Source organism: Halolactibacillus sp. JCM 19043, assembly GCF_001310395.1.
Lineage (GTDB): Bacteria > Bacillota > Bacilli > Bacillales > Amphibacillaceae > Halolactibacillus > Halolactibacillus miurensis.
The window spans coordinates 106,094-128,820 of record NZ_BAXD01000001.1 but is presented as its reverse complement, the minus strand read 5'-3'; the positions used below and the strand labels follow the sequence as shown (position 1 = coordinate 128,820).

Here is a 22,727-nt window from a genome sequence, read left to right as displayed (position 1 = left end):
TCTTTATTTACTCACCCTTAAAGGCACGTTTTACTCGATCGAAAAAGGACCCTTCATTTTCATCCATCGGCTCATTTCCGCTTAATTCATTAAATTCTCTAAGGAGCTCTTTTTGACGTTCTGTTAAGTTAGTTGGGGTAATGACACGAATCTTAACATGTTGATCACCATGACCATAGCCACGTACATTGGGTGCGCCTTTGCCTTTTAACCTAAACGTCTTGCCCGTTTGCGTACCTGATGGTACTTTTAGTTTAACTTTTCCGTGGACAGTCGGTACTTCAATTTCATCGCCTAACGCTGCTTGGGTATAGGTGATCGGCATTTCACAGAAAATATGATCGCCTTCGCGTTGGTAAAATTCGTGACGTTTTACTTGCACAACAACATAGAGATCGCCACTTGGTCCACCATTCACACCCGCTTCACCTTTGCCAGGCACACGAATTTGTTGACCATCATCGATACCTGCTGGAATCTTAATATGAATTTTCTTCTGTTTTTTCACACGACCTTGTCCGTGACACGTTGGACATTTTTCTTTAATCTCTTGTCCGGTTCCATTACAGTGGTGACAGACCCGTTTATTAACGACACGACCAAATGGGGTGTTTTGTTCAACATTGAGTTGACCCGTTCCGTTACAGTGTTGGCATGTTTCTGGTTTTGTTCCAGGTTTTGCCCCACTACCGTGACACGTCTCGCAGTCTTCTTCTTTTGGTATCGAAATGTCTGTTTCCTTACCAAAAATCGCCTCTTCGAAACCTAAGACCATTGTATATTGTAAGTCATTACCTTGACGCGGGGCATTTGGATCACGACGTCTGCCGCCACCGAAAAACATATCGAAAATATCGCCAAAATCTTCGCCGCCGAAGCCGCCACCACCAAATCCTTGTTGCTGTGGACCTGCGTGACCAAACTGGTCATATTGTGCCCGTTTTTGATCGTTGCTTAATACTTCATACGCTTCTTTTGCTTCTTTAAATTTATCTGGAGCATCCGTATCTTTGTTTACGTCCGGATGATATTTCCGAGCGAGTTTACGATAGGCTTTTTTAATTTCTTCTTTTGAAGCACCTTTTTCAAGTCCTAGTACTTCATAATAATCACGTTTACTCATAGATTTTCACTCCCGTCACTTCTTGTTTCACATAAATGTAATCATAACATGCACAAAATAAGAAGTACAATATTGTTTAGATCTTTAACATGAAAAGAGTCAAAGCCAAGTAGACTTGACTTTGACTTTTCAAAAGAAAGAGATTACTTCTCTTCGTCGTCAACCTCTTCATATTCTGCATCGACAACATCGTCGTCATTTCCTGCTTGTTCTTGGCCTTGTGCTTGTTGCGCTTGTTGTTGTGCTTGTTCATAAAGCTTAGTCGATAGCGCTTGGACTTCTTGTTCAAGGGCTTCTTTTTTCGCTTTGATATCATCTAAGTTGTCTGCTTCTAATGCTTGTTTTAGAGCGTCTTTCGCTGCTTCTGCTTTTTGTTTTTCGTCTTCAGAAATGTTTTCAGCTAAGTCTTTTAATGTCTTATCTGTTTGGAAGACAAGTTGATCAGCCGCATTGCGTAAATCAATTTCTTCGCGACGTTTTTTATCAGCTTCGGCGTTTTCTTCAGCGTCTTTCACCATTTTTTCTACTTCTTCTTCAGAAAGACCTGAAGATGATTGGATTGTGATTGACTGTTCTTTGTTTGTGCCTAAGTCTTTCGCACGTACGTTAACGATACCGTTAGCATCAATATCAAATGATACTTCGATTTGTGGTACCCCGCGTGGTGCTGGTGGAATATCTGTTAATTGGAAGCGACCAAGCGTTTTATTGTCCGCGGCCATTTCACGCTCACCTTGTAAGACATGGATGTCTACAGCCGTTTGACTATCCGCTGCGGTTGAGAATACTTGTGAGTGACTTGTCGGAATCGTGGTGTTACGTTCGATTAATTTCGTTGTCACGCCACCCATCGTTTCAATACCAAGTGATAGAGGTGTTACATCAAGTAAGACAACGTCTTTCACATCACCTTGCAATACCCCACCTTGAATAGCGGCACCTAGAGCGACTACTTCATCTGGTTTACACCTTTAGAAGGTTCTTGACCCGTTTCTTTTTTGATGGCTTCTTGTACAGCTGGAATACGCGTTGAACCACCCACTAAGATGACTTTATCAATTTCAGAGTTACTTAAACCAGCATCGCGTAAAGCTTGACGCGTAGGTCCCATTGTACGCTCAACTAATTCACTAGATAATTCTTCAAACTTCGCACGCGTTAAGTTCATTTCCATATGCAATGGTCCTGCTTCGCCCGCTGTGATGAACGGAAGAGAAATTTGTGTTTGACCAACACCAGAAAGGTCTTTCTTCGCCTTTTCAGCTGCATCTTTTAGACGTTGTAACGCCATTTTATCTTTAGATAAATCAATGCCATTTTCTTTCTTGAATTCTTGTACCATATAGTCGATGATGACTTGGTCAAAGTCATCACCACCAAGACGATTATCACCGGCTGTTGCGATAACTTCAAATGTACCGTCTCCGATATCTAGGATAGAGACGTCAAACGTACCACCACCAAGGTCATAGACTAAGACTGTTTGGTCTTGGTCACCTTTGTCAATACCGTAAGCAAGTGCTGCCGCGGTTGGTTCATTAATAATACGTTCTACTTCAAGACCCGCAATTTTACCTGCATCTTTTGTTGCTTGACGCTCTGCATCGTTAAAGTATGCTGGTACTGTAATAACCGCTTTTTCTACTGTTTCACCAAGGTAGTCTTCGGCATATGATTTAATATATTGAAGAATCGCTGCTGAAATTTCTTGTGGCGTAAATGATTTACCATCTACTTCTACTTTATAATCCGTCCCCATATGACGTTTGATTGATTGAATCGTGTTAGGGTTTGTGATGGCTTGACGCTTCGCTACTTCCCCTACTTGTCGCTCGCCATTTTTAAATGACACAACAGAAGCTGTTGTACGGGCACCTTCTGGGTTAGGGATAACTTTTGCTTCCCCACCTTCCATTACTGCTACACATGAATTTGTTGTACCTAAGTCAATACCAATAATTTTACTCATAATTCATTGTCCTCCTCAAAATGTCATGTTTGTTTAAACGTTATTTACTATGAATCTGATCATTAGATCGTTGATTATTTATTGATTTACTTTCACCATAGCGGGTCTTAAGACACGGTCTTTTAAGCGATACCCTTTTTGTAAGGTCTCAACAATCGCCTGTGAGTCATACTGGTCATCTTCCACTTGCATCACCGCTTGGTGGAAATTCGGATCGAATGTTTCACCTTCTGTGTCAATTTCTTCAACCCCTGCTTGATTTAATGCCTGCATCAATTGACGATAAATCATCTGCATACCATCATAGAATGAATCAACTGATTTTTCATCCGGCTTGGTTTGAAGCGCGCGGTCAAAATTATCAACAACAGGTACGAGATCTGTTGCCAAGTCTTGTGCTTTGTATTTTAAGTCTGCGGCTTTTTCTCGTTGCGTACGTTTTCTAAAGTTATCGTACTCCGCGCTTAAACGCAGCATTTTTTCTTTTAACGCCTCATAATCTTTTTCTAACGATTGAAACGCCTCTTGACTTACCACAGCTTCTGCTGGCTCTTCTTTTTCCTCAGTCATTGTTTCTTCTGTTGTTTGATCGTCAACGATTTCTACTTCCTCTTCAGAAACGTCAACAGTTTCTTCATCAACTTGCGTTGATTTATTTTCTTCCATTCAGGAAACCTCCCTTAACTACTGTTCTTATAGCTTACTCTTAAAAAAGAGCCTACGTTTACTTGTGTTACCAATTTTTAAAAGTCTTTGTCATATCATTGGACAAGCGATCAAGTAATGAGATCACGCGCGAATACTCCATCCGTTTCGGACCTAATAACGCGATCGTCCCGATTTGTTGACCTTTAAGCGTATAGGTGGCGGTAATTAAACTGCAATCTTGCATTTCCGTCATTTTATTTTCTTGACCGATAGAAATATGAATCCCTTGGTCTTGTGAACGTAAAATGTTCGCCATCGTTTCTTCTTGTTCAATAACCGAATAGAGCGAGTGAATTTTTGCGACATCACTAAACTCTGGCTGCAGTAACATATTCGTTATACCGCCGACGTAAAGATTATTGGGCTGTTGGTCTAATAAAGCCCCTTTTAAATACTTAAACGCCGTCGCCACATCTTTGACGTAATGATCAATAATTGATGTAAGCTCGATTTGTAGTCGCTTAGGCAATTGAATAATGGGCACACCGACTAACCGCTCATTTAAAATATTGACAAGCTTTTCTAAATCCAGCGGATTAATTTCTTTTGGAATCGAAAAAGATCGGTGCTCCACATGACCTGTATTGGTCACAAGTATGGCCACTGCGGTCGTTTTTGATAAATGGATGATTTGAATCTGTTTTAATGTCGTCGCATACACTTCAGGACCTAAAATAATGGATGTGTAATTCGTCAACTCACTTAAAACATTCACTGAATTTTGAATGACTTGTTCAAATTCAACCATGCCCTGATTAAAGACACCCGAAATCGTTTGTTCATCCCGTGGTGACAAATCAATCGGCATGAGTAAATGATCCACATAATAACGGTACCCTTTTTCTGAAGGGATACGCCCGGAAGATGAATGGGTCTTTTCTAAAAAACCTAAGTCTTCTAAATCAGCCATTTCATTTCGAATGGTTGCCGGACTAAATGTTATTTCATCCTTTTTTGAGATGGCACGTGAACCAATCGGTTGAGCTGTTTGAATAAACTCATCAATGATTACCTGCAAAATTAAGAGTTGTCTTGTCGATAACATAATGATTCACCCCTGTTAGCACTCAACTCTTTCGAGTGCTAATGCTAATAATAAATTATCAAATTCGTTCCCAGTTGTCAATCCAGATGCCTGAATTTATTTGAGATATTTATTTATGTCTAAGGCATCGGGCAATAAGAAAGCTTGAAACACACTGTTACCAAACAGTTGGCCATGATCGGTCATCCGGATGGTTTCTCCATCATCTTCTAGCCATGTTTTTTCAACTAATTCGTTAATGGCTTGCTTGTATAAGGCATCATATTGAAAACCAAAGCGCTTATAAAAAACCTCTCGTTCGACACCTGAACGTTTTCTTAAACCTAAAAACATTTGCTCTTCTATTTCTTCTCTAATCGTAATGGCTTCTCGATTTAATACGGCTGCTCCGCGTTCTGTCGCTGCTTTTACGTAAGCAGGGAAAGGACGGTTATTAATGTAACGTTCGTGAGGTAAGTAGCCGGATGCTCCAGCGCCAAAACCGTAATAATATTGGTTATCCCAATAGGTTAAATTGTGTTGAGATTCAAAACCGGGTTCTCCGAAGTTGCTGACTTCATATTGGATTTTCCCGTTTTCCGTCATTTTCCGAAGCAACATTTCAAACATGTTGGCTTCTAATTCTTCTGGCGCTTTATGCAGTTTCCCTTTCATGTAGCGCTGATAAAACACGGTTTTAGGTTCAATTTGTAATGAATACGAAGAATAATGGGGCAAGTCATAACTTAAGGCCCGGTCCAATGTTTGTTCAAATCCTGCTAACGTCTGATTAGGCAGTCCGTACATTAAATCAATACTAATGTTCGTTAAGCCATGTTTTATTAATGCGTTAATATTATCATCAACATCATTGATTCGATGCAGGCGGCCAAGCTCTTCTAATAGATCATTATCAAATACTTGCACACCCATTGAAATACGATTAACCCCGTAAGCTTTCAATAGTTTTATTTTGGCTTCATTTAGATCACCTGGATTAGCCTCAAAGGTGTATTCCAAACAATCTTCGACATTAAAAAAGCGTTGAATCATCTGAAGTAAACGCTCTAACTGACGCTCATTTAACGCCGTAGGTGTTCCTCCTCCGACATAAATGGTTCGCATCGGTTGATGGTTTGTATGAATATAGTAAGCTATTTCCTGTTCAAGCGCATCAAGATAGTCATCAGCCATCTGTTCTTCGTAAAAGAACTTAGTAAAGTCACAGTAATGACAAATCTTTTCGCAAAAAGGAATATGGATATATGTGGACGTAATCATTGTTTCACTTCTTTCTACCAATAAACTCATAGGAGTTTATTATTTGTATTTAAGGCATGCGCTCTTTATCCTAGTCACATTCCCTATTCATCTTAAAAAAGTTCTCAGTTGAAGTCAAACAAAACCTCACTAACACAAGCTAGTGAGGTTTATCATTATTCATCATCCATCTGTAACACAGCCATAAACGCTTCTTGTGGTACTTCAACGGATCCGACCATCTTCATCCGCTTCTTACCTTCTTTTTGCTTCTCTAATAACTTCCGTTTACGTGAGATATCCCCACCGTAACATTTTGATAACACATTTTTACGCATCGCTTTAATCGTTGAACGAGCGACAATTTTATTGCCAACAGCTGCTTGGATAGGCACTTCAAACTGTTGACGTGGAATCAAACTCTTGAGCTTTTCAACAATTTGTTTCCCACGTTCAAATGAAAAATCACGGTGCACGATAAACGATAACGCATCAATCGTATCGCCATTGAGCAAGATATCCATCTTAACAAGTTTAGATGCTTTATATCCTACGAGTTCGTAATCAAATGAGGCATAGCCTTTCGTTTGTGATTTCAATTTATCAAAGAAGTCATACACAATCTCTGCGAGCGGAATCTCATAGACGACATTGACTCGATTTTCATCTAAATACTGCATGTCAATAAAGTCGCCGCGTTTATTCTGGCACAATTCCATTACCGGACCAACATAATCGTTAGGTACCATGACGGTTGCTTTGACGTAAGGTTCCATGACCTTTTCAATTGCTTGAGCGTCTGGCATGAAGGACGGGTTATCAATCGAGATCACGTCACCATCGGTTTTTTCAACTTGATAAATAACACTCGGTGCCGTCGTAATTAAATCAATATTAAATTCACGCTCAATTCGTTCTTGAATAATCTCCATGTGTAGTAAGCCGAGGAATCCACAACGGAAACCAAATCCTAACGCTTGAGATGTTTCTGCTTCATATTGAAGTGAGGAGTCATTAAGTTCCAAACGTTCAAGCGCCTCTCTCAAATCATTATATTTACTAGCATCAACCGGATACAACCCACAAAAGACCATAGGGTTTAATTTACGATAACCTGGTAGTGGTTCACTGGCCGGGTTATTGCTTAACGTAATCGTATCACCTACACGTGAATCACCGACATTTTTAATGGCGGCCGTTAAGTAACCAACATCACCGACTTCTAATTTATCTAACTTGACAGGTTTCGGGGTAAAGACACCTAATTCATTTACTTCAAATTCTTTACCTGTGGCCATCATCTTAATCTTATCGCCTACTTTAACCGAACCTTCTTTAATACGGACATACGCGACAACCCCGCGGTAAGGATCGTAAAGGGAATCAAAAATCATCGCCTTAAGCGGCTCATCCACATTACCGTCAGGTGCTGGGATTCGATCAACGACGGCTTCAAGAATTGATTCAATCCCAATACCTGATTTCGCACTAACTAACAACGCTTCTTCACCGTCAATACCGATCACATCCGTAATTTCTTGCTTCACTCGCTCAGGGTCTGCGCTCGGTAAGTCAATTTTATTAATGACAGGAATAATCTCCAAATCATTATCTAACGCCAAGTAGACATTCGCCAGTGTCTGAGCTTCAATACCTTGCGCGGCATCGACGACAAGAATAGCCCCTTCACATGCAGCTAAACTACGTGACACTTCATAGGTGAAATCGACGTGTCCCGGGGTATCAATAAGGTGGAAGATATACTCTTCCCCGTCTGTATGATCATATTTTAATTGTACCGCATTTAATTTAATCGTAATTCCACGTTCACGTTCTAAGTCCATCGCATCTAACATTTGTTCTTTCATCTCACGTTGGGTGAGGGCTTTTGTTTGTTCTAAAATACGGTCAGCAAGCGTCGACTTCCCGTGGTCAATATGGGCAATAATTGAAAAATTACGTACCCTTTTCTGGTCTCTTCCTTTATTCACATTACTTCACTCCTATTTTTTCGACAACAATACAGTGTTGATTATAGCAGTGAATCACCAATCATTCAATTATTTTTGACAGTTACTTAAAACCAACTGCCCACAACACGAATAATGACATCAAAAACATAAATCACACGCCACTCAATCCATTGACTGATCTCATAAAAAAGATGCGAGTGATGATTATAGACGTCGGGTCCTTGTGTGACAGCTGCCGTTGTTGTAAGCGTTAATTCTTGTTCAATTAAATATAGTACAAGCATGACCGCAATAAAAATGACGAGTTTCTTCATACTTTTTTCTCCCTCTCTTTTATGATGATTATTTAGTCAACACGGCGAGACTAGTCAAGTAAACCATTTAACGTCTTCGCAAGTTTTTCTAAGGACGCCCGACATTCTGCTAAGGAGTTATCAACACCACCGACTTCTATTAATATACTTGTTGGTGATACATCTTGATTATATATCCCGTTTCTACCACTGCCACCTAGTAATTTTACTCCTCGACTTAAACCAGGATAGTGGCTATTTAACGCATCAGATAATTGATTGGCAAACGCTTCGTTTTTATGATAATCCTGATGATCTTTACCGATAACAAACAAAAATTTCGCATGTGAGGTACCGTCGATCTCAGTTGTCGTAACCGCTCTTCGATTACTGTCCCGGTGCAAATCAAAACTAAAAGCTAAATCAGGTACTTGTTTGAGGATTTGTTCTAGCGAGCGTCTAGATACGTCATATGACTTTTGATAAGTTAAGTTCTCCGCTTTTAACACCGATTGAATATCTGTTGTATCCGTATAGAGCTGAAAACCATCGTTTTCTAATGCCTCTTCAAAAAACGGTAATAGTGACTGAATATTGGACGTGTCACTAAAGGCCAGGTTAGGTTGACTATGACCTAACTCGGGTAGAAATGATTCGCGATTATGCGTCGTATAAAGAAATATACTCGCACGCTTTTGTGTTGATGTTGTTTTGACTTTTTGCACTACCGTACGCGCATGATCTTCCGGGATGTCTTCTACTTGATAATGTGCCACCAAATAGTCATTTACAGGCCCCATCGGCTTTATTAGGGAAGTAATGAGCGGTGTTTCTTCTATCGCCGTATGAGTAGACTTAGCGAATAATGTATCTGGATTCATCAACGGTAGCTGATCAAACATCAACGTCTCCAATGATATAAAGGAACTGATAATGAATAAACCGGTGATAAATAAGCTAATAAACACGAGTTGCAAAAGATAATATGACCGTTCACTTTGGCGTTTAAGCATAGACATCCCCTTTCCTTATTACGCCTTGCTTAATCTATGCTTAACGCCTTAATCTTAGAACTGTGATGATGCCTGTCTCACATATTCAGTAATCCCTTCAGCTAACAATCGATTCAGGTAATCGATGTCTTCATCGATTGATTTTTGTGTGACGATCAAATTTCTACCTTCTTCAGTTAGTACTTCCGTCATTAATTGACGTTGGTCCTCGTGAGACAGTGAGCCAAATAATCCAAAATACTTTTTCGCTTGCTCTTTTGGTAGAGCTTCCGTATCGCCGAGGTCCCCCACATGTAAACTGCCAGAAAATAATCGCTGCCTTGGTGCATCCACTGCTGATTGGGCGCGATTAAAGTACTGTGACAACAACATCATCGCGTCATACGTAATTGTCACGGCATCAACCACCGTTGGAATACCTATACTGATGACAGGGACACCTAAATAATCTCGATCAATCGATGTACGGCGTTGACCGACACCAGAACCGGGTTGAATACCGGTATCTGTCAATTGAATTGTCCGATTCAATCGTTCGATATGGCGCGCCTTTAAGGCATCGATAAGAATCACGAGCGATGGATTGGTTTGTTCCACTACACCTTTGACTAGTTTTTCCGTTTCCATCCCTGTGACGCCCATCACGCCTGGAACAAACCCACTAACGAACGGACGAGATTTTTCAGGTAAATGTGCGGTCATATCTAAATGTCCAACGACTAGCGGACCAAGCGCATCAGGCGTGACATTTTGATTACCTAAACCAACAACGAGGATGGTTGGGTATCGCTCAGGGGAGCCAATTAACTGATTCATTGCCTGAGCGACTGTTTCAATCACACCTTGCCGATCATTGAGCGGTTGAGGCAAATGAAACGACATATATTTACCCGCTTTCTTCCCCGTCCTTTCTTCACCTATATCTGAAATCATCACTTCAGATACGTTTATATCTGCATGTATCGTTTCCTTTACTGATATGCCTGTCTCAGTCTCATCAAGGTTAGATACATTTAATACTTCATCCAATTCTAAAATTAAATCACTCGTAAATAATGGTTGGTTTTCAGAGGACTTCACTTGCTACACTTCCTTTATATTTTTTTCTAGCTTGTCCACTTCACGACTTTTTTAAAACAAAGTTGTCAAATTCAACATATTTATATTGAAAACTTTAAGAACCTTTGGTACAATAGCATCTGTTCCATGATTATTTATATGGATGTTTATAGGTGGAGGTGAAATAAACATGGCAAATATTAAATCAGCTAAAAAACGTATCCGCGTAAATGAGGATGCTCGTTTACTTAATGCACCAGTTAAAACTGAAATGCGTTCAATGATTAAGCGCGTTGAAAAATTAGTAAATGAAAACAATGTTGAGGATGCGAAAGTAGCTCTTAACGTTGCAATTAAAAAAATTGATAAAGCGGTTCAAAAAGGCATTGTGCATAAAAACAATGGTTCACGTCAAAAATCACGTTTAGTGAGAAAAGTAAACCAATTAGGTGCATAAACAACTTCAATGACCAACATAAAAAAACGATCCTCATTCGAAAAGGATCGTTTTTTGTTTGGTCATTTTTTTCATTTAGTGATACGCCTGTTTAAACCCTGACCACAGATTGATGTTTCTAGATGTTATATGACGAGCTGATAGAGCAACATTTCAAAAGCTAAACGTTTATCCATTTTTCCTTGCTTAATCGTGTAATCCGTTTCAGCACACAAATCAAGGGCTTGATATAGTTGATTAAGATTAAACCGCTTCGCGCGTGTTTCTGACATCTTAACGACATAAGGGTGTACTTTAATCTGCTGGGCAATTTGTTTTTGACTATATCCTTTTGTCAGTAACGTTTTTACTTGATAAATCGTTCGAATTTGCGAAGATAGTAAAGCTAATAAACCAATCTCTTCTTCATTTAGACGGACGAGATCTTTATAGGTGTTTATCGCTAAAGAAAGGTCACGGTTCATCACCGCATCAACGAGCGTAAAACTTGATGCTTTTGCCGAGTGAGAGATCAGTGCTTTCGCATCTTCATCAATAATCGCACCAGTCCCTTGAAATAAACTCAACTTTTCAATTTCTTTTTCTAATAATTGAAGTGAGGTCCCCACTTCTTGAATAAGTAAGTCTTCGATTCTTTTTGAAAAATCAATCTGATACTGCTGTTTAAAGTAACTAAACCATTGGCTGAGATCGCGTTCAATGATTGTTTTACATTCAAGCAGATCACCTTGCTTTTTTAATGCTTTGACGACTTTTTTCCGTTCATCTAATTTTTCATATGGCACGACAATGATCAACGTTGAAAAATCAACTGGCTGTTCCAAATAATCGATGAACCGATCAAGATCATGCTCTACAGGTGTTCTTACCTTTTTACCCGTTAAGAAATAACTCCCCTCACACACCACGATTTTATTCCCACCAAAAAACGGAAAGGTTTCTGCTTCAAGGATGGCATCGGCAAGTGGTTGTTCTTCCATGTCATAAGTAATGAGTTGCTCCTCTTTTTCTGCTTCAGTTAAGATCACGTCCACGATCGATTGTATAAGTGATTCAATTAAAAACTGTTCATCGCCATAAATAACGATCACAGGTTGTTTCGCTATTTTTTTTATTTGTTTCTTCGCTTCTAAATAATGCATATCTAAGTGTCGCTCTTTTTAGAGCTTCCCCCTCTCCGGTATGGTTACACATGCCTGGATGTTTTGTTCTCCCTCATTTAGTTTAAAGTTATTTCATCACTTTGACAAGGTAGAAACGGTGGTTCCTCACGATTATTTTTTTACGGTGGTTGTTTTGTCCCACGTATACGTCCCCTTACGTTTATGGAACCGGTAGATAACTGCCCCGTCAATATCCGTTCGAAACACGGCCACATTATAATCGTTCAGACGCTCAATAACAGCGGGATGGGGATGTTTAAAACTATTGTCTAGACCCGCTGAAATAACGGCATACAACGGCGTAAATTGCTTTAATAGACGCTCATCTGTTGAGGTTTGGCTCCCGTGGTGTGCCACCATTAATACATCCACTTGTTTATTTGGGTAGCGTTTTATAAAGACCTGTTCTTGTTGGGCCGAAATATCACCCGTTAATAAAAATGATAGCGGACCAAAGGTGGTGTGAATAACCATTGACTCATCATTTGGATCATCTTGCAGGTGAGTTGGTAAGACTACATCAAAATCATGGTGATTCATCTGGTAGCGCTGATTAGCCTCAAGTATCGTATAATCAATCCCTGGCAGGACACTCGCTTGATCAAAAAAAGCATTAATATAAATACGGTCTACTCGGAAATCCTCAATAAGAAACGGTAAACTCCCGATGTGATCTTGATGGCTATGAGATAAAAACACGCCGTTAATACGGTGAATCCCGCGGTAGTGTAAAAATGGTTTAACCACACGGGTGTAGGCTTCGTCAGTCACTTCAACATAATCGTTTCCCGTTGTCGCACCAATGTCATACAAATAGACGCCTTGTCGGTGTGGTAACTCAATCACGAGCGCATTCGCTTGTCCAATACTTAATTGTGTCACTTGGCCATAAGGATTAAGGTAAGGCATCGCTTTAATCATGCTAACAGTGAGCACAATCACCCACCCATAACGACCTGCCTTCTTGTAATCTGTTTGATCAACGGCCCTTAATAAGAGAAACAGTATAATGACATATAGTATTAAGTGAAACATATGCGGTTTACCGGTCACAAATGGTAAATAAAACAACCGATCTATCTCTGTTAAAACAAAAAATAAGCCGTTAAATGTCATGGCTAATATCCCATCAACAACAGGCAACAAAACTGGTATAAACAACGCGATAATAACCATACCAAAACAAAGCGGAATAATGAGGAATGAAAACAGTAGATTAACTAAGGGGTTTATGAATAAGCTAAACAGATTCACACTGTAAAACTTACTTAATTGAAGCGGTAACGTGATAAAAAAACTAAGAAAAGTAATGAAAGTCAAGGAAAGGAGTGGTTTATGAATACGCAATAAGATCGGTCGAGATAACACGAGGCTAAACGTAACAAGAAAAGAATACTGAAACCCTAATTGATAAAGCCAATGTGGTTTATGATCATAAGTAACAGAAAGACAAATGAGAGGGCATCAAGCGTTGACACTTTCGTTCGAATGACGAGCGCTAAATAGCCTAATAAGCCTACCAGACTTGCTCGAAACACCGATGGTGTGCCTCCAGCGATAAAGGGAAAACAAATAAACACAAGCATTAACACAAGTCGCATCGTTTCTTTACTTAAACGACCGATTCGGGATAAAAATAACGAGAGGATATGCACCATCAAACCGACATGCAGGCCAGAAATGGCTAAGAGATGCGTCAAATGCCACCGAGTGAATAGCTCTTTAAACGAGTCATCGAGTAGACTTCTTTCTCCTAACACGAGTGCACTAACTAGACCGAAAGACGTTTCACTTAGTTGCTTTTGCAACCAATCAAGAAATGTGAGTCGATACGCAAAAACTGGTGTAAAAAATGCTTCTCCTTCATAATCAATCTTTTGCGCTACGGCTTTTGCGGTCACATTTTCTGTGAGTAAATAACGATCATAGTCAAACATTCCGGGATTTTGTGGCTGTTCAGGTGATTCAAACGTTAACTGCAGGCGCAAACGTTGTCCAGGGACAAGGTCAAAATCGATTGAATCAAAATGGGTGACAAGAATATTTGACGACTGACTTTCTGGTGTGACTAAAAACCGCTGGTACGCAATTTCTTGGTGTTTCACTTGCGTCACTTCACCGATGATGGTCTCTTTAAGATCTTGTTGATATACGACAAGTGAGGGTTCGAATGCATCTGTAAATCGAAAGAAAATGACGACAAAAACACCGAGGAAGACGAGTACTTCTAATAGCGAGAGGTATCGAAAAAAAAGAAGAAAGACTAAAGAGGAAGTAACGATCATCGTTGCCAAAAGAAAGGAAACAGACATGCTTGTTAAACCGACGGTTATGAGACTCATTGGCACAAGTAAATATAATCGGTGAGTCATGTTGACACCTCACCTAGGTCGATGAGGTGTCTCTGACTACTCAAGTGTATGTACCAGTTGAAGAGCTTCGTCGTCAAGCGGGATTTTCTCCGTCTCAACTCCAGCTTCACCAAATAATTCTATCGCATACGGATGATTTTTATAATCTTTCGCATAGTATACCTTTTTAATCCCTGCCTGAATAATGGATTTCGTACACTGCAAACACGGGAAATGTGTGACATATATTTCTGATCCATCTGTCGGTACGCCAAATTTAGCACATTGTAAAACAGCATTCATTTCCGCATGTACGGTTCTCACACAATGGTTATCAATGACATAACAACCATCATCAATGCAATGAGCACTACCAGACACACTGCCATTATACCACCGGCAATTATTCGTTTATCTCTAACAATCGTCGCTCCAACCGTCAATCGCTCACAGGTACTTCTCAGCGCAATCAAGTGCGTCTGCGCCATAAAATATTGGTGCCAAGAAATTCTCTCCATATAATCCCTTCCTTTCTTATTTGTGCCTTAAGGCACTTGAATGTGATCCGAAAAATTAGCCACTGTCTTCTCACCTATTCCCTCAACTTCTGTTAGGTCATCCGGTGATTGAAACGGTCCATTGGACTCGATGTATTGAAGAATCGCTTCTGCCTTTTTCTCCCCAATGCCCGGTAAAGAAATCAGCTCATCTATTGTCGCCTCATTGATTCTTATTTTATCATGATTCTGACCCGGGTAGAGGTCCAACTTCTCTCCTTCTTCCACCTCATTTTCATGCGGCACATAAATGACCATTTCATCGTATACTTTCATCGCTAAATTCACTTGATTAACATCAGCATCATTCGAAAAGCCACCCGCATCTTCAATAACATCAAGAATGCGCATCCCCTCCGTTACACGATAGACACCCGGTTGATACACTTCACCTTTAACGTCAACATACATAAAGCTTCCAGCTTGTTTAGACGCTACACTATTTTCCGTTGCCTCTGTTTCAGCATCCGCCATCATGTGTTCTATGAGTCCTCACTTGTCTCTTCTGTCTCGAGCGGGGTTTCGATTAGCGCCTGTTCTTTTTTAGTCAAAATAAGGATTGTACCAAATAATAGTAAGATCACAAGGGCGATTACCCATTTATAGTCATTTATACGTCCCATCTCTCTCCCTTTTCAACAACCTTTCGATATGATCTCTTTACTTATAACATATTTCATTGTTCGTCAAAAGAGGGGGATAGATCTCGTAAATGCGAATATAAAAACAGAAAGGCGAATGAAATTAAATTTCACTCGCCTTTCTGTCAAAAATGAGTGTCTACAGCCTGCCCATTATTTTTTCGCAATAAAAAAGAGTCGTTCACTGTGATGTTCATCAGCCAATGTGATGGGATCTGTCTCAAAATCTTTATACACGCGAACGTCATTAAATCCCGCTTGTTTTAACAAATCGGTATAAGTCGCCATACTGTATGTTCTTTGATGATGACTTTCATCATAACGCTGATAACAATGGCCTTCTTTAATAAAGAATGTCATGTCATGAAACATCTCACCCTCAGCCTGACCACGGTCACAAAACCAAATGTAACTGTAATCATCTTGGACTTCTGAATAGATGTGATCACTCATCGACTGAACATGTGCTAAGCTATGGACATCAAACATAAATTGCCCATCTCTGGCGAGACTTTGATGAATCGCTCGAAACGCTTTTAAGACATCCTCTTTTTCCGTGATATAGTTTAAGACATCACAATAGCTCACAATCAGCGCTTGATCATTAAACCCTGCCAATTCCCTCATGTCTTGTTTTATCCACTGAATGTGACTCGTTTCAACACTTGGATCATTAGCCGCTTCAATCAGCATCTCCTCAGATAAATCAACACCCGTCATCTGGTAACCTTTTTGACTTAACCGACGGGTAATTTGGCCCGTGCCACAACCGACATCTAAAATCGCTGTGACTGGTGTTTCAAGCATTTTTTCCGTAAACGATACCCATTCGTCATACGGGGCATCTTGCATTAATTCGTCATAAAGCGCAGCTAAATGTTGGTAAGACATCGTTACGCCTCATGATTGGATGCTAACATAAGGACAGGTGCATCTCCCCAAAGGCGCTCTAAATTGTAGTAATTACGTTCTTCCTGATGAAATACATGACAGACAACATCGCCTAAATCAACGAGAATCCAACGTGCCTTATCAAAACCTTCGAGTCGTTTAACGTTGATGCCACTTTTTTCGGCTTGATCTTTTATTTCACGCGCAATAGCTTGAACTTGACGTTCATTTGACCCATCACAAATGAGATAATAATCAGCGACCGATGTTAATTCTCTCATATCCAATCCAATAATATCTTCCGCGCGTTTATCATCAGCTGCTGTTGCTGCTAGTTCTAATAAAGTTCGACTATCCAATAAAACCCCTCCTAATATAATTTCATTCATTCTTATATCGTACCGACTAAGTCATTATATAAATTTAATGTTTCTGGGTAAACCTTACGTGACTTGCTGACGAGAAAACCGATGGAATTTTTACAAGCTAAAAATACCGCTTGGTCTAAGTCATAATTAGCTACCCGTCTGACGTGTTCAATCCCAGGAATGACCCGACCTGGTTCAATATAGTCAGCTAAATAGACGATTTTTTCTAAATCTGTCATGTTGGCATGACCGGTTGTATGCCAATAAATCGCTGATTGTATCGCCCTATCTTTAATACCTAATTCAGTCTCTACTAAAATAGACGCCACCGGCCCGTGCCACAATTCATGGTGAAAATCTAATAAATGTAGTGGTAACTGGTCGCTGTCTTCAATCAGTTGTCTCATTTCATCTAACGACCGATATTTACAATAATCATGAAAAGCACTCGCAAGCATCGCTTTTTCTGGATCAACATGAAACCGTGCGGCCAACGCAAGAGCCGTTTCAACGACACGCTCTGTATGAAGATAGCGGGTCTCTGTTAAATGTGGTTTTACGAGCTAAGCGCCTGTTGTTTATTCATATAACTTGTGCTCCTTTATATACTGATACACAGCTGGTAGCATCAAATATTTACACGGTCGATTTGTCTTCATTCTTTCCCTAATAATAGACGAAGAAACGTCCATTTCAAGACTATCAACAAACTTGACTGGATACGGTGTCTCTAGCGTGTATCCTGGTCTTTTTATACCGACAAACTGAACGACTTCTACAAGTTCATCAATTGCCTGCCAGTGCGGCAAATATTCTACCATATCAGCACCAATAATAAAATAAAAGATACAATCGGGATAGGCCGCATTAATCATCGTCATCGTATCAATCGTATATGATCGCCCTTGTCTAGTGAGTTCAAAATCCTTCACTTTAAAGTGCGGGTGATGACAGGTGGCACGGGTTACCATGTCTAATCGTTTGTCACTTGAGACATTCGCTTTATTTTTATGCGGTGGAATTTGTGATGGGATAAACCATACCTCATCTAGCTCTAACGCATGAAAACAATCATCAGCAATGATCATGTGGCCAATATGAGGTGGGTCAAACGTACCACCGAGTAAACCAATTTTCTTCATCGTATCAATCCCTTAAGGTAATTGAATCGTTTTATTTTCTACTGAAGGTTTATATAGCACAATTGTATGACCAATGACTTGGACAAGTTCACTCTCAGTACCTTCAACTAATGCTACTGCTACATCATCCGTCTCTTCTAAGCAATTTTGTAAGACGGCTACTTTTATTAATTCTCGTTTTTCTAGCGCTTCGTTGATTGTTGTAATCATATTCTCATTAACGCCGTCTTTTCCTACTTGAAAAATCGGACGTAAATGATGCGCTTGTGAACGTAAAAATCGTTTTTGTTTCCCTGTTAACATCGGATTTCCTCTTTTCATTATGATTGTTTTAATTTCTCTTCAAACGCCTGAATTACCGGGCGTACATCCACATCATGTCCTGTCCATAACTTAAAGGCTAAAGCCGCCTGGTAGACAAGCATTTCATGACCATGATGGATATGGGCACCTTTTAATTTTGCTTCGGTTAGTAAGGCGGTATTAAACGGTTTGTACACAATATCACTTACAACGGCTCCTTGTTTTATCCGGTCTAAATGGATCGCTTGCGTCTTCACATGGGGCTCCATTCCTAATGACGTTGTGTTAATAATCGCATCAAATTGGTCGAGTGTCGCTTCAGCTTCACTAAAGCTGATGGCGTGATACGTTTTTTTCTTTGGTAAAGACTCAATAATCGCCGCAGCTTTTTCTACTGTTCGATTACTAATGGTAATCGACGCACAGCATTGATCATTTAATGCATGCACAATCCCACGACTTGCCCCACCTGCACCTAAAATTAATAAGCGGCTCGATGCATGAAAAAGATGAGGGTAGTGATACTTTAATGATTGCACATAGCCTTGACCATCGGTATTATAACCTGTCCAATGACCGTCTTGAATCACTACGGTATTAACAGCACCGATGGCTTTTGCTTGTGGGTCAATCGCATCTAAAAATGGAAGAATATCGACCTTATAAGGAATCGTAATATTAAAACCATCAAAATTCGATTGCTTTAAGATTGTGATGTGTTCATCAAAATGATCTGGTGATAATTCCTTCAATTCATACGTTCCTTTTCTCTCTATTTGATTGAGAAACAAACCGTGTATAAACGGAGACATAGAGTGACCGAGCGGATAGCCAATTAAAAAAAGTCGCATCATATCACCCACTTAAATAATAGCTGAACGGACACTGACTGGGACATCACTTGGTGAAGAAACAGCAATGGTCGCTGGCTCACCGGAGAGGGTAATCCATCCTAAACCTGGAAGGACAATGTCTGTTTTTTCACCAGACACTTTAAAGGTCCGCTCTTGTAGTGGTGGATATTCAGCTTTGGAACTTTCACTTGGCGGTTGTAACATACCCCCGAGGTGGTCGACATACAGTTGATCGGCTTTTTCTAACTTCGTCCGGTGGATATCAAGAGCATTAGCAAAGTATAACACAAATGGTTGGCGTTCTCCTTTGATAAAGTCAATCCGAATTAATCCGCCCACAAATAATGTTTGCTTATCATTGATTTGATACACACGTGGCTTAATTTCTTTTGTTGGCGTAATCGTCTTAATATCTTGTTTCGATAAATAGTGTGTCAATTGTTGACGGTTAATTACACCTGGTGTGTCATAAAGACTGGCGTTATGGTCTAACGGAATATCAATAAAACCTAACGTGGTCCCTGGGAAATAAGACGTCGTAATCGCCTCTTTTGTACCGGTAGACTCGTTAATTAAGTAGTTAATAAACGTTGACTTACCAACATTTGTACAACCTACCACATAGACATCTTTCCCTTGTCTATAAGCATTCATATTCGCTTTAACCTCATCGAAACCTTTACCCGTTTTTGATGAAACTAAAAAGACATCTTGGACGGTTAAACCATAATCCTTAGCTGATTTCTTCATCCATTGCTTTAACCGATTTAAATTCGTTGATTTTGGCAATAAATCAATTTTATTGCCAACAAGAATAATCGGGTTGTTACCGGTGAGTCGGTGTAAACTTTTAATGAAGCTCCCATTAAAATCAAACACATCCACAATCTTGACGACTAAACTCTTCGTATCAGCAATCTGACTGATCATCTTTAAAAAGTCACCATCTGAGTAACCAACATCTTGCACGTCGTTATAGTGCTTTAATCTAAAGCACCGCTGACAAATGATTTCCTCATTTTCTAACGCGGACGATGGGACAAAACCTGGTTTGTCCTTATTTTCTGTTTGGATCGCTACACCACAACCTTGACAGGTTAATTTTTCTTCCCTTGCCATTCAATCCAACCCCTTTTCTCTAATTTATTTAAAATAAACCGTTCAATCTTGCGGTTAAACTTGGTCGCTTTATCATCTGTTTGAAGAATAGGGACGACCAAAATCGTGTGAAAACCTGCGCGATTACCACCGAAAATATCGGTCATAATTTGATCACCAACAACGACAACTTCTTCCTTTTTTAACTGCATTTCTTTTAATGACTTACGAAAAGCCCCTTTTAACGGTTTATTTGCCCGATGAATATACGGTCGATTCAATGGGGTTGTAAAATGCTTGACTCTTTTTCTATCATTATTGGAAACGACACTCACTTTGATACCGTTACTCGCCATTTGATTAAACCATTCTTTAATCGCTACCGTTGCATTTGGTTCGTTCCAAGCAACGAGTGTATTATCTAAATCCGTAATGATCCCTTTAATATTTTTTTCTTTTAACGTTTCAGGCGTAATTTCAAAAATATCTGCTACATGTTGATCGGGTAAAAATTTTCTTAACACAGTCTCACCTCAATATTTTCATTGACTTATTTATTTTATATCCTCAATCATTTATCCGCATTTTATTTAAACTGACATTATTTTATCATAACATGACAAAAACCGTTCGACAAATCTCTTTCTTTTTTTCATTGTGGATAACTTTATCAACAGTTTACCCACTCATAAACGCTCTTATCTTCATCTTTTTTCGGCATTCGACGTATTTACCCACAACTTATCTACAAGTTTTCAACATTTTTACGTTTCTTGTCAAAATAAAGCCGATTTGATAGAGTATGAGTATCCTATATAGAAAGGCATGAAACACATGCATCGATTATCAAATGAACAACTGTTAAACACACTAAAAAAAGCATCAGAACTCTCTTTAGACAGACGGTTTATCCTCTTACTACATCAGGAAATTAAAAAGCGTCGACTGATTCTTCCAGAAGAAAAACCTTCTGCATAATTCCACCTTTTTGTCATACGTTATATTATAACGAAAATGGTGGTGATTGCATTGTCAACTTGGTTTTTTCTTCTTCACTTCCTTTTGAACAATAGCTTCTTATTTGTCACTTACGTCAAACATCAAACGTTCCCTCAACCGTTAACAAAAGACGAGGAAGCGATGTTTATTGATCAATTACTCGCAGGTGATGACCAAGCACGTGATAAACTCATTGAACATAATCTACGTTTAGTCGCCCATCTTGTAAAAAAATACGAAAAAAAACAGACCAATCAGGATGACCTTATTTCAATTGGGATTATCGGTTTAATAAAAGCCATTGATACATTCCACCCCAATAAAGGAACAAAACTTGCGACTTACGCTGCCCGCTGTATTGAAAATGAAATTTTAATGCACTTCAGACAACAAAAGAAACGATCGAAAGAAACGTCGTTAGAAGAACCGATTGGGCATGATAAAGATGGTCATGCGATAGCGTTACTCGACGTATTAACTTCTCCTACAGTTGATCTAGATGAACAGCTCCAGCAAAATAATGACCTCGTAAAAATTAAAAAATACTTCCCGCTACTTGATGACCGTGAGAAAAAAGTACTGATGCTTCGCTTTGGTTTAGGTAACCATACTGAACAAACTCAGAAAAACATCGCAAAAACGTTAAACATCTCCAGAAGTTATGTGTCACGTATCGAAAAACGCGCGTTATTCAAGTTATTCAAAGCCTATCAACAAGACATTGAAGCTAAACAAACAGATTAAATGCCATGTAAAAGCACCTGCTTTCACACGGCATGTTTACTAAGCTATTTTGGTAACGACGCGCATAATCAATTCAGCCGCATGTTTTGCTGCTTGGTCAAGATATTGATCAAACGAAACATTGGATGCTTTTCCAGCAATATCTGATAATGAGCGAATAACAACACACGGCACTTCATATTGATAACAAACTTGAGCTATTGCCGCGGCTTCCATTTCAACAGCCATTGTGTCAGGTAAATGCTCTAATACGCCATTTACCTGATCGGCATGTTGCATAAAGCTATCCCCTGTCGCAATCAGACCTTGTTTTGAATGCACCTCGTTTCTTTCTTCAATGGCTTGTTCAACCGCATCAATAAGCAGATGATCAGCAAGGTAACGCTTTGGCATACCCGGTACTTGACCATAGTCATAATCAAAGGCCCGAACATCAACATCATGATGAACGACTTCTCGACCAATAACGATATCTCCGACCGATAATGTTGTATCTAATCCACCGGCAGAACCAGTATTGATGACAGCCTTAATATCAAAACGCTCTAATAAAATCGTCGTCGCTAGTGCAGCATTGACTTTCCCAATACCTGATTTCAACAAAACAATCGGAACGTCCATTAACTTACCGACAGTGAAATCACAGTTAGCCACTTGAACTTCCTCCGTTATTGTCATATGTTCTTTTAATAAACGTACTTCTTCATCCATAGCACCAATAATTCCTATCATTCATT

General features: G+C 39.6%; 22 protein-coding genes and 4 pseudogenes. 3 read left to right on the top strand and 23 right to left on the bottom strand.

The window, feature by feature from the left end; all coding sequences use genetic code 11:
• Window positions 1-7: 7 nt before the first annotated feature.
• The 9 genes and pseudogenes from dnaJ to gpr form a co-directional block, all read right to left on the bottom strand.
• The gene (dnaJ, locus tag JCM19043_RS00650) at window positions 8-1,123 is read right to left on the bottom strand and encodes a molecular chaperone DnaJ (protein ID WP_062319090.1); all 1,116 of its coding nucleotides are present in this window, start codon (window positions 1,121-1,123) and stop codon (window positions 8-10) included.
• A 143-nt stretch (window positions 1,124-1,266) separates the two neighbouring features.
• A pseudogene (gene dnaK, locus JCM19043_RS00645) lies at window positions 1,267-3,092 on the bottom strand (molecular chaperone DnaK).
• Window positions 3,093-3,170: 78 nt separating this feature from the next.
• On the bottom strand, window positions 3,171-3,758 hold the full coding sequence (gene grpE, locus JCM19043_RS00640; protein WP_062319088.1) for a nucleotide exchange factor GrpE: 588 nt from the start codon (window positions 3,756-3,758) through the stop codon (window positions 3,171-3,173).
• A gap of 67 nt (window positions 3,759-3,825) precedes the next feature.
• The gene (gene hrcA, locus JCM19043_RS00635; RefSeq protein WP_062319086.1) at window positions 3,826-4,845 is read right to left on the bottom strand and encodes a heat-inducible transcriptional repressor HrcA; all 1,020 of its coding nucleotides are present in this window, start codon (window positions 4,843-4,845) and stop codon (window positions 3,826-3,828) included.
• A 96-nt stretch (window positions 4,846-4,941) separates the two neighbouring features.
• On the bottom strand, window positions 4,942-6,135 hold the full coding sequence (gene hemW / locus JCM19043_RS00630) for a radical SAM family heme chaperone HemW (RefSeq protein ID WP_231631333.1): 1,194 nt from the start codon (window positions 6,133-6,135) through the stop codon (window positions 4,942-4,944).
• Between the two features lie 125 nt (window positions 6,136-6,260).
• Window positions 6,261-8,075, bottom strand: a complete 1,815-nt coding sequence (gene lepA, locus JCM19043_RS00625; protein ID WP_062319081.1) for a translation elongation factor 4 — start codon at window positions 8,073-8,075, stop codon at window positions 6,261-6,263.
• A gap of 86 nt (window positions 8,076-8,161) precedes the next feature.
• On the bottom strand, window positions 8,162-8,371 hold the full coding sequence (locus JCM19043_RS00620) for a hypothetical protein (RefSeq protein ID WP_062319079.1): 210 nt from the start codon (window positions 8,369-8,371) through the stop codon (window positions 8,162-8,164).
• A 50-nt stretch (window positions 8,372-8,421) separates the two neighbouring features.
• Window positions 8,422-9,363, bottom strand: a complete 942-nt coding sequence (gene spoIIP, locus JCM19043_RS00615; RefSeq protein WP_062319077.1) for a stage II sporulation protein P — start codon at window positions 9,361-9,363, stop codon at window positions 8,422-8,424.
• 54 nt (window positions 9,364-9,417) lie between these two features.
• Window positions 9,418-10,443 (bottom strand): GPR endopeptidase, encoded by a 1,026-nt coding sequence (gene gpr, locus JCM19043_RS00610; RefSeq protein ID WP_062319075.1) that lies wholly within the window; start codon window positions 10,441-10,443, stop codon window positions 9,418-9,420.
• 169 nt (window positions 10,444-10,612) lie between these two features.
• Here gpr and rpsT point away from each other — a divergent pair, with 169 nt between their 5' ends.
• A complete protein-coding gene (gene rpsT, locus JCM19043_RS00605) occupies window positions 10,613-10,879 on the top strand; it encodes a 30S ribosomal protein S20 (RefSeq protein ID WP_062319073.1) in 267 nt (88 codons plus the stop codon).
• A 125-nt stretch (window positions 10,880-11,004) separates the two neighbouring features.
• Here rpsT and holA read toward each other — a convergent pair whose 3' ends face one another.
• The 13 genes and pseudogenes from holA to JCM19043_RS00540 all read right to left on the bottom strand — a co-directional run bounded on the left by holA (window position 11,005) and on the right by JCM19043_RS00540 (window position 20,771).
• Complete coding sequence (gene holA / locus JCM19043_RS00600) at window positions 11,005-12,021, bottom strand: DNA polymerase III subunit delta (protein WP_062319071.1); 1,017 nt, start codon at window positions 12,019-12,021, stop codon at window positions 11,005-11,007.
• Window positions 12,022-12,153: 132 nt separating this feature from the next.
• Window positions 12,154-14,327: pseudogene (locus tag JCM19043_RS17090) on the bottom strand (DNA internalization-related competence protein ComEC/Rec2).
• Window positions 14,328-14,450: 123 nt separating this feature from the next.
• Window positions 14,451-14,911 (bottom strand): annotated as a pseudogene (locus JCM19043_RS00585) (ComE operon protein 2).
• Between the two features lie 27 nt (window positions 14,912-14,938).
• Window positions 14,939-15,424 (bottom strand): helix-hairpin-helix domain-containing protein, encoded by a 486-nt coding sequence (locus JCM19043_RS00580; protein ID WP_062319066.1) that lies wholly within the window; start codon window positions 15,422-15,424, stop codon window positions 14,939-14,941.
• A gap of 8 nt (window positions 15,425-15,432) precedes the next feature.
• Entirely contained in the window at window positions 15,433-15,573 is a 141-nt protein-coding gene (locus tag JCM19043_RS16210) for a hypothetical protein (protein ID WP_156321306.1), read from the bottom strand.
• 171 nt (window positions 15,574-15,744) lie between these two features.
• Window positions 15,745-16,482, bottom strand: coding sequence for a class I SAM-dependent methyltransferase (locus JCM19043_RS00575; RefSeq protein WP_062319065.1), 738 nt, complete (start codon window positions 16,480-16,482; stop codon window positions 15,745-15,747).
• Window positions 16,483-16,484: 2 nt separating this feature from the next.
• The gene (gene rsfS, locus JCM19043_RS00570; protein WP_062319064.1) at window positions 16,485-16,841 is read right to left on the bottom strand and encodes a ribosome silencing factor; all 357 of its coding nucleotides are present in this window, start codon (window positions 16,839-16,841) and stop codon (window positions 16,485-16,487) included.
• Window positions 16,842-16,873: 32 nt separating this feature from the next.
• Window positions 16,874-17,350 (bottom strand): annotated as a pseudogene (gene yqeK, locus JCM19043_RS00565) (bis(5'-nucleosyl)-tetraphosphatase (symmetrical) YqeK); the annotation flags it as partial.
• A gap of 78 nt (window positions 17,351-17,428) precedes the next feature.
• On the bottom strand, window positions 17,429-17,992 hold the full coding sequence (locus JCM19043_RS00560) for a nicotinate-nucleotide adenylyltransferase (protein ID WP_062319063.1): 564 nt from the start codon (window positions 17,990-17,992) through the stop codon (window positions 17,429-17,431).
• Between the two features lie 12 nt (window positions 17,993-18,004).
• Complete coding sequence (gene yhbY / locus JCM19043_RS00555; RefSeq protein WP_062319062.1) at window positions 18,005-18,295, bottom strand: ribosome assembly RNA-binding protein YhbY; 291 nt, start codon at window positions 18,293-18,295, stop codon at window positions 18,005-18,007.
• 17 nt (window positions 18,296-18,312) lie between these two features.
• Window positions 18,313-19,146 (bottom strand): shikimate dehydrogenase, encoded by an 834-nt coding sequence (gene aroE / locus JCM19043_RS00550; protein ID WP_062319061.1) that lies wholly within the window; start codon window positions 19,144-19,146, stop codon window positions 18,313-18,315.
• Window positions 19,147-19,158: 12 nt separating this feature from the next.
• Window positions 19,159-20,268: a ribosome biogenesis GTPase YqeH gene (gene yqeH / locus JCM19043_RS00545; protein ID WP_062319060.1), complete on the bottom strand. Its 1,110-nt coding sequence runs from the start codon at window positions 20,266-20,268 to the stop codon at window positions 19,159-19,161.
• On the bottom strand, window positions 20,247-20,771 hold the full coding sequence (locus JCM19043_RS00540) for a YqeG family HAD IIIA-type phosphatase (protein ID WP_062319058.1): 525 nt from the start codon (window positions 20,769-20,771) through the stop codon (window positions 20,247-20,249). Before JCM19043_RS00540 ends, yqeH begins: the two co-directional genes overlap by 22 nt.
• A gap of 301 nt (window positions 20,772-21,072) precedes the next feature.
• On the opposite strand from JCM19043_RS00540, the gene sda reads away from it, so the two are divergent.
• Entirely contained in the window at window positions 21,073-21,225 is a 153-nt protein-coding gene (gene sda, locus JCM19043_RS15875; RefSeq protein WP_082394349.1) for a sporulation histidine kinase inhibitor Sda, read from the top strand.
• 51 nt (window positions 21,226-21,276) lie between these two features.
• A complete protein-coding gene (gene sigK / locus JCM19043_RS00535) occupies window positions 21,277-21,990 on the top strand; it encodes an RNA polymerase sporulation sigma factor SigK (protein WP_231631332.1) in 714 nt (237 codons plus the stop codon).
• Between the two features lie 39 nt (window positions 21,991-22,029).
• Here sigK and mtnN read toward each other — a convergent pair whose 3' ends face one another.
• Window positions 22,030-22,722, bottom strand: a complete 693-nt coding sequence (gene mtnN / locus JCM19043_RS00530) for a 5'-methylthioadenosine/S-adenosylhomocysteine nucleosidase (protein ID WP_062319054.1) — start codon at window positions 22,720-22,722, stop codon at window positions 22,030-22,032.
• Window positions 22,723-22,727: the final 5 nt, after the last annotated feature.

What these genes read in the sequence shown, in the direction of transcription:
- dnaJ (WP_062319090.1), bottom strand. Translation starts at nt 1,123, where the DNA reads ATGAGTAAACGTGATTATTATGAAGTACTAGGACTTGAAAAAGGTGCT.
- grpE (WP_062319088.1), bottom strand. Translation starts at nt 3,758, where the DNA reads ATGGAAGAAAATAAATCAACGCAAGTTGATGAAGAAACTGTTGACGTT.
- hrcA (WP_062319086.1), bottom strand. Translation starts at nt 4,845, where the DNA reads ATGTTATCGACAAGACAACTCTTAATTTTGCAGGTAATCATTGATGAG.
- hemW (WP_231631333.1), bottom strand. Translation starts at nt 6,135, where the DNA reads ATGAGTTTATTGGTAGAAAGAAGTGAAACAATGATTACGTCCACATAT.
- JCM19043_RS00620 (WP_062319079.1), bottom strand. Translation starts at nt 8,371, where the DNA reads ATGAAGAAACTCGTCATTTTTATTGCGGTCATGCTTGTACTATATTTA.
- spoIIP (WP_062319077.1), bottom strand. Translation starts at nt 9,363, where the DNA reads ATGCTTAAACGCCAAAGTGAACGGTCATATTATCTTTTGCAACTCGTG.
- rpsT (WP_062319073.1), top strand. Translation starts at nt 10,613, where the DNA reads ATGGCAAATATTAAATCAGCTAAAAAACGTATCCGCGTAAATGAGGAT.
- holA (WP_062319071.1), bottom strand. Translation starts at nt 12,021, where the DNA reads ATGCATTATTTAGAAGCGAAGAAACAAATAAAAAAAATAGCGAAACAA.
- JCM19043_RS00580 (WP_062319066.1), bottom strand. Translation starts at nt 15,424, where the DNA reads ATGGCGGATGCTGAAACAGAGGCAACGGAAAATAGTGTAGCGTCTAAA.
- JCM19043_RS16210 (WP_156321306.1), bottom strand. Translation starts at nt 15,573, where the DNA reads ATGGGACGTATAAATGACTATAAATGGGTAATCGCCCTTGTGATCTTA.
- JCM19043_RS00575 (WP_062319065.1), bottom strand. Translation starts at nt 16,482, where the DNA reads ATGTCTTACCAACATTTAGCTGCGCTTTATGACGAATTAATGCAAGAT.
- JCM19043_RS00560 (WP_062319063.1), bottom strand. Translation starts at nt 17,992, where the DNA reads ATGAAGAAAATTGGTTTACTCGGTGGTACGTTTGACCCACCTCATATT.
- yhbY (WP_062319062.1), bottom strand. Translation starts at nt 18,295, where the DNA reads ATGTTAACAGGGAAACAAAAACGATTTTTACGTTCACAAGCGCATCAT.
- aroE (WP_062319061.1), bottom strand. Translation starts at nt 19,146, where the DNA reads ATGCGACTTTTTTTAATTGGCTATCCGCTCGGTCACTCTATGTCTCCG.
- yqeH (WP_062319060.1), bottom strand. Translation starts at nt 20,268, where the DNA reads ATGGCAAGGGAAGAAAAATTAACCTGTCAAGGTTGTGGTGTAGCGATC.
- sda (WP_082394349.1), top strand. Translation starts at nt 21,073, where the DNA reads ATGAAACACATGCATCGATTATCAAATGAACAACTGTTAAACACACTA.
- mtnN (WP_062319054.1), bottom strand. Translation starts at nt 22,722, where the DNA reads ATGATAGGAATTATTGGTGCTATGGATGAAGAAGTACGTTTATTAAAA.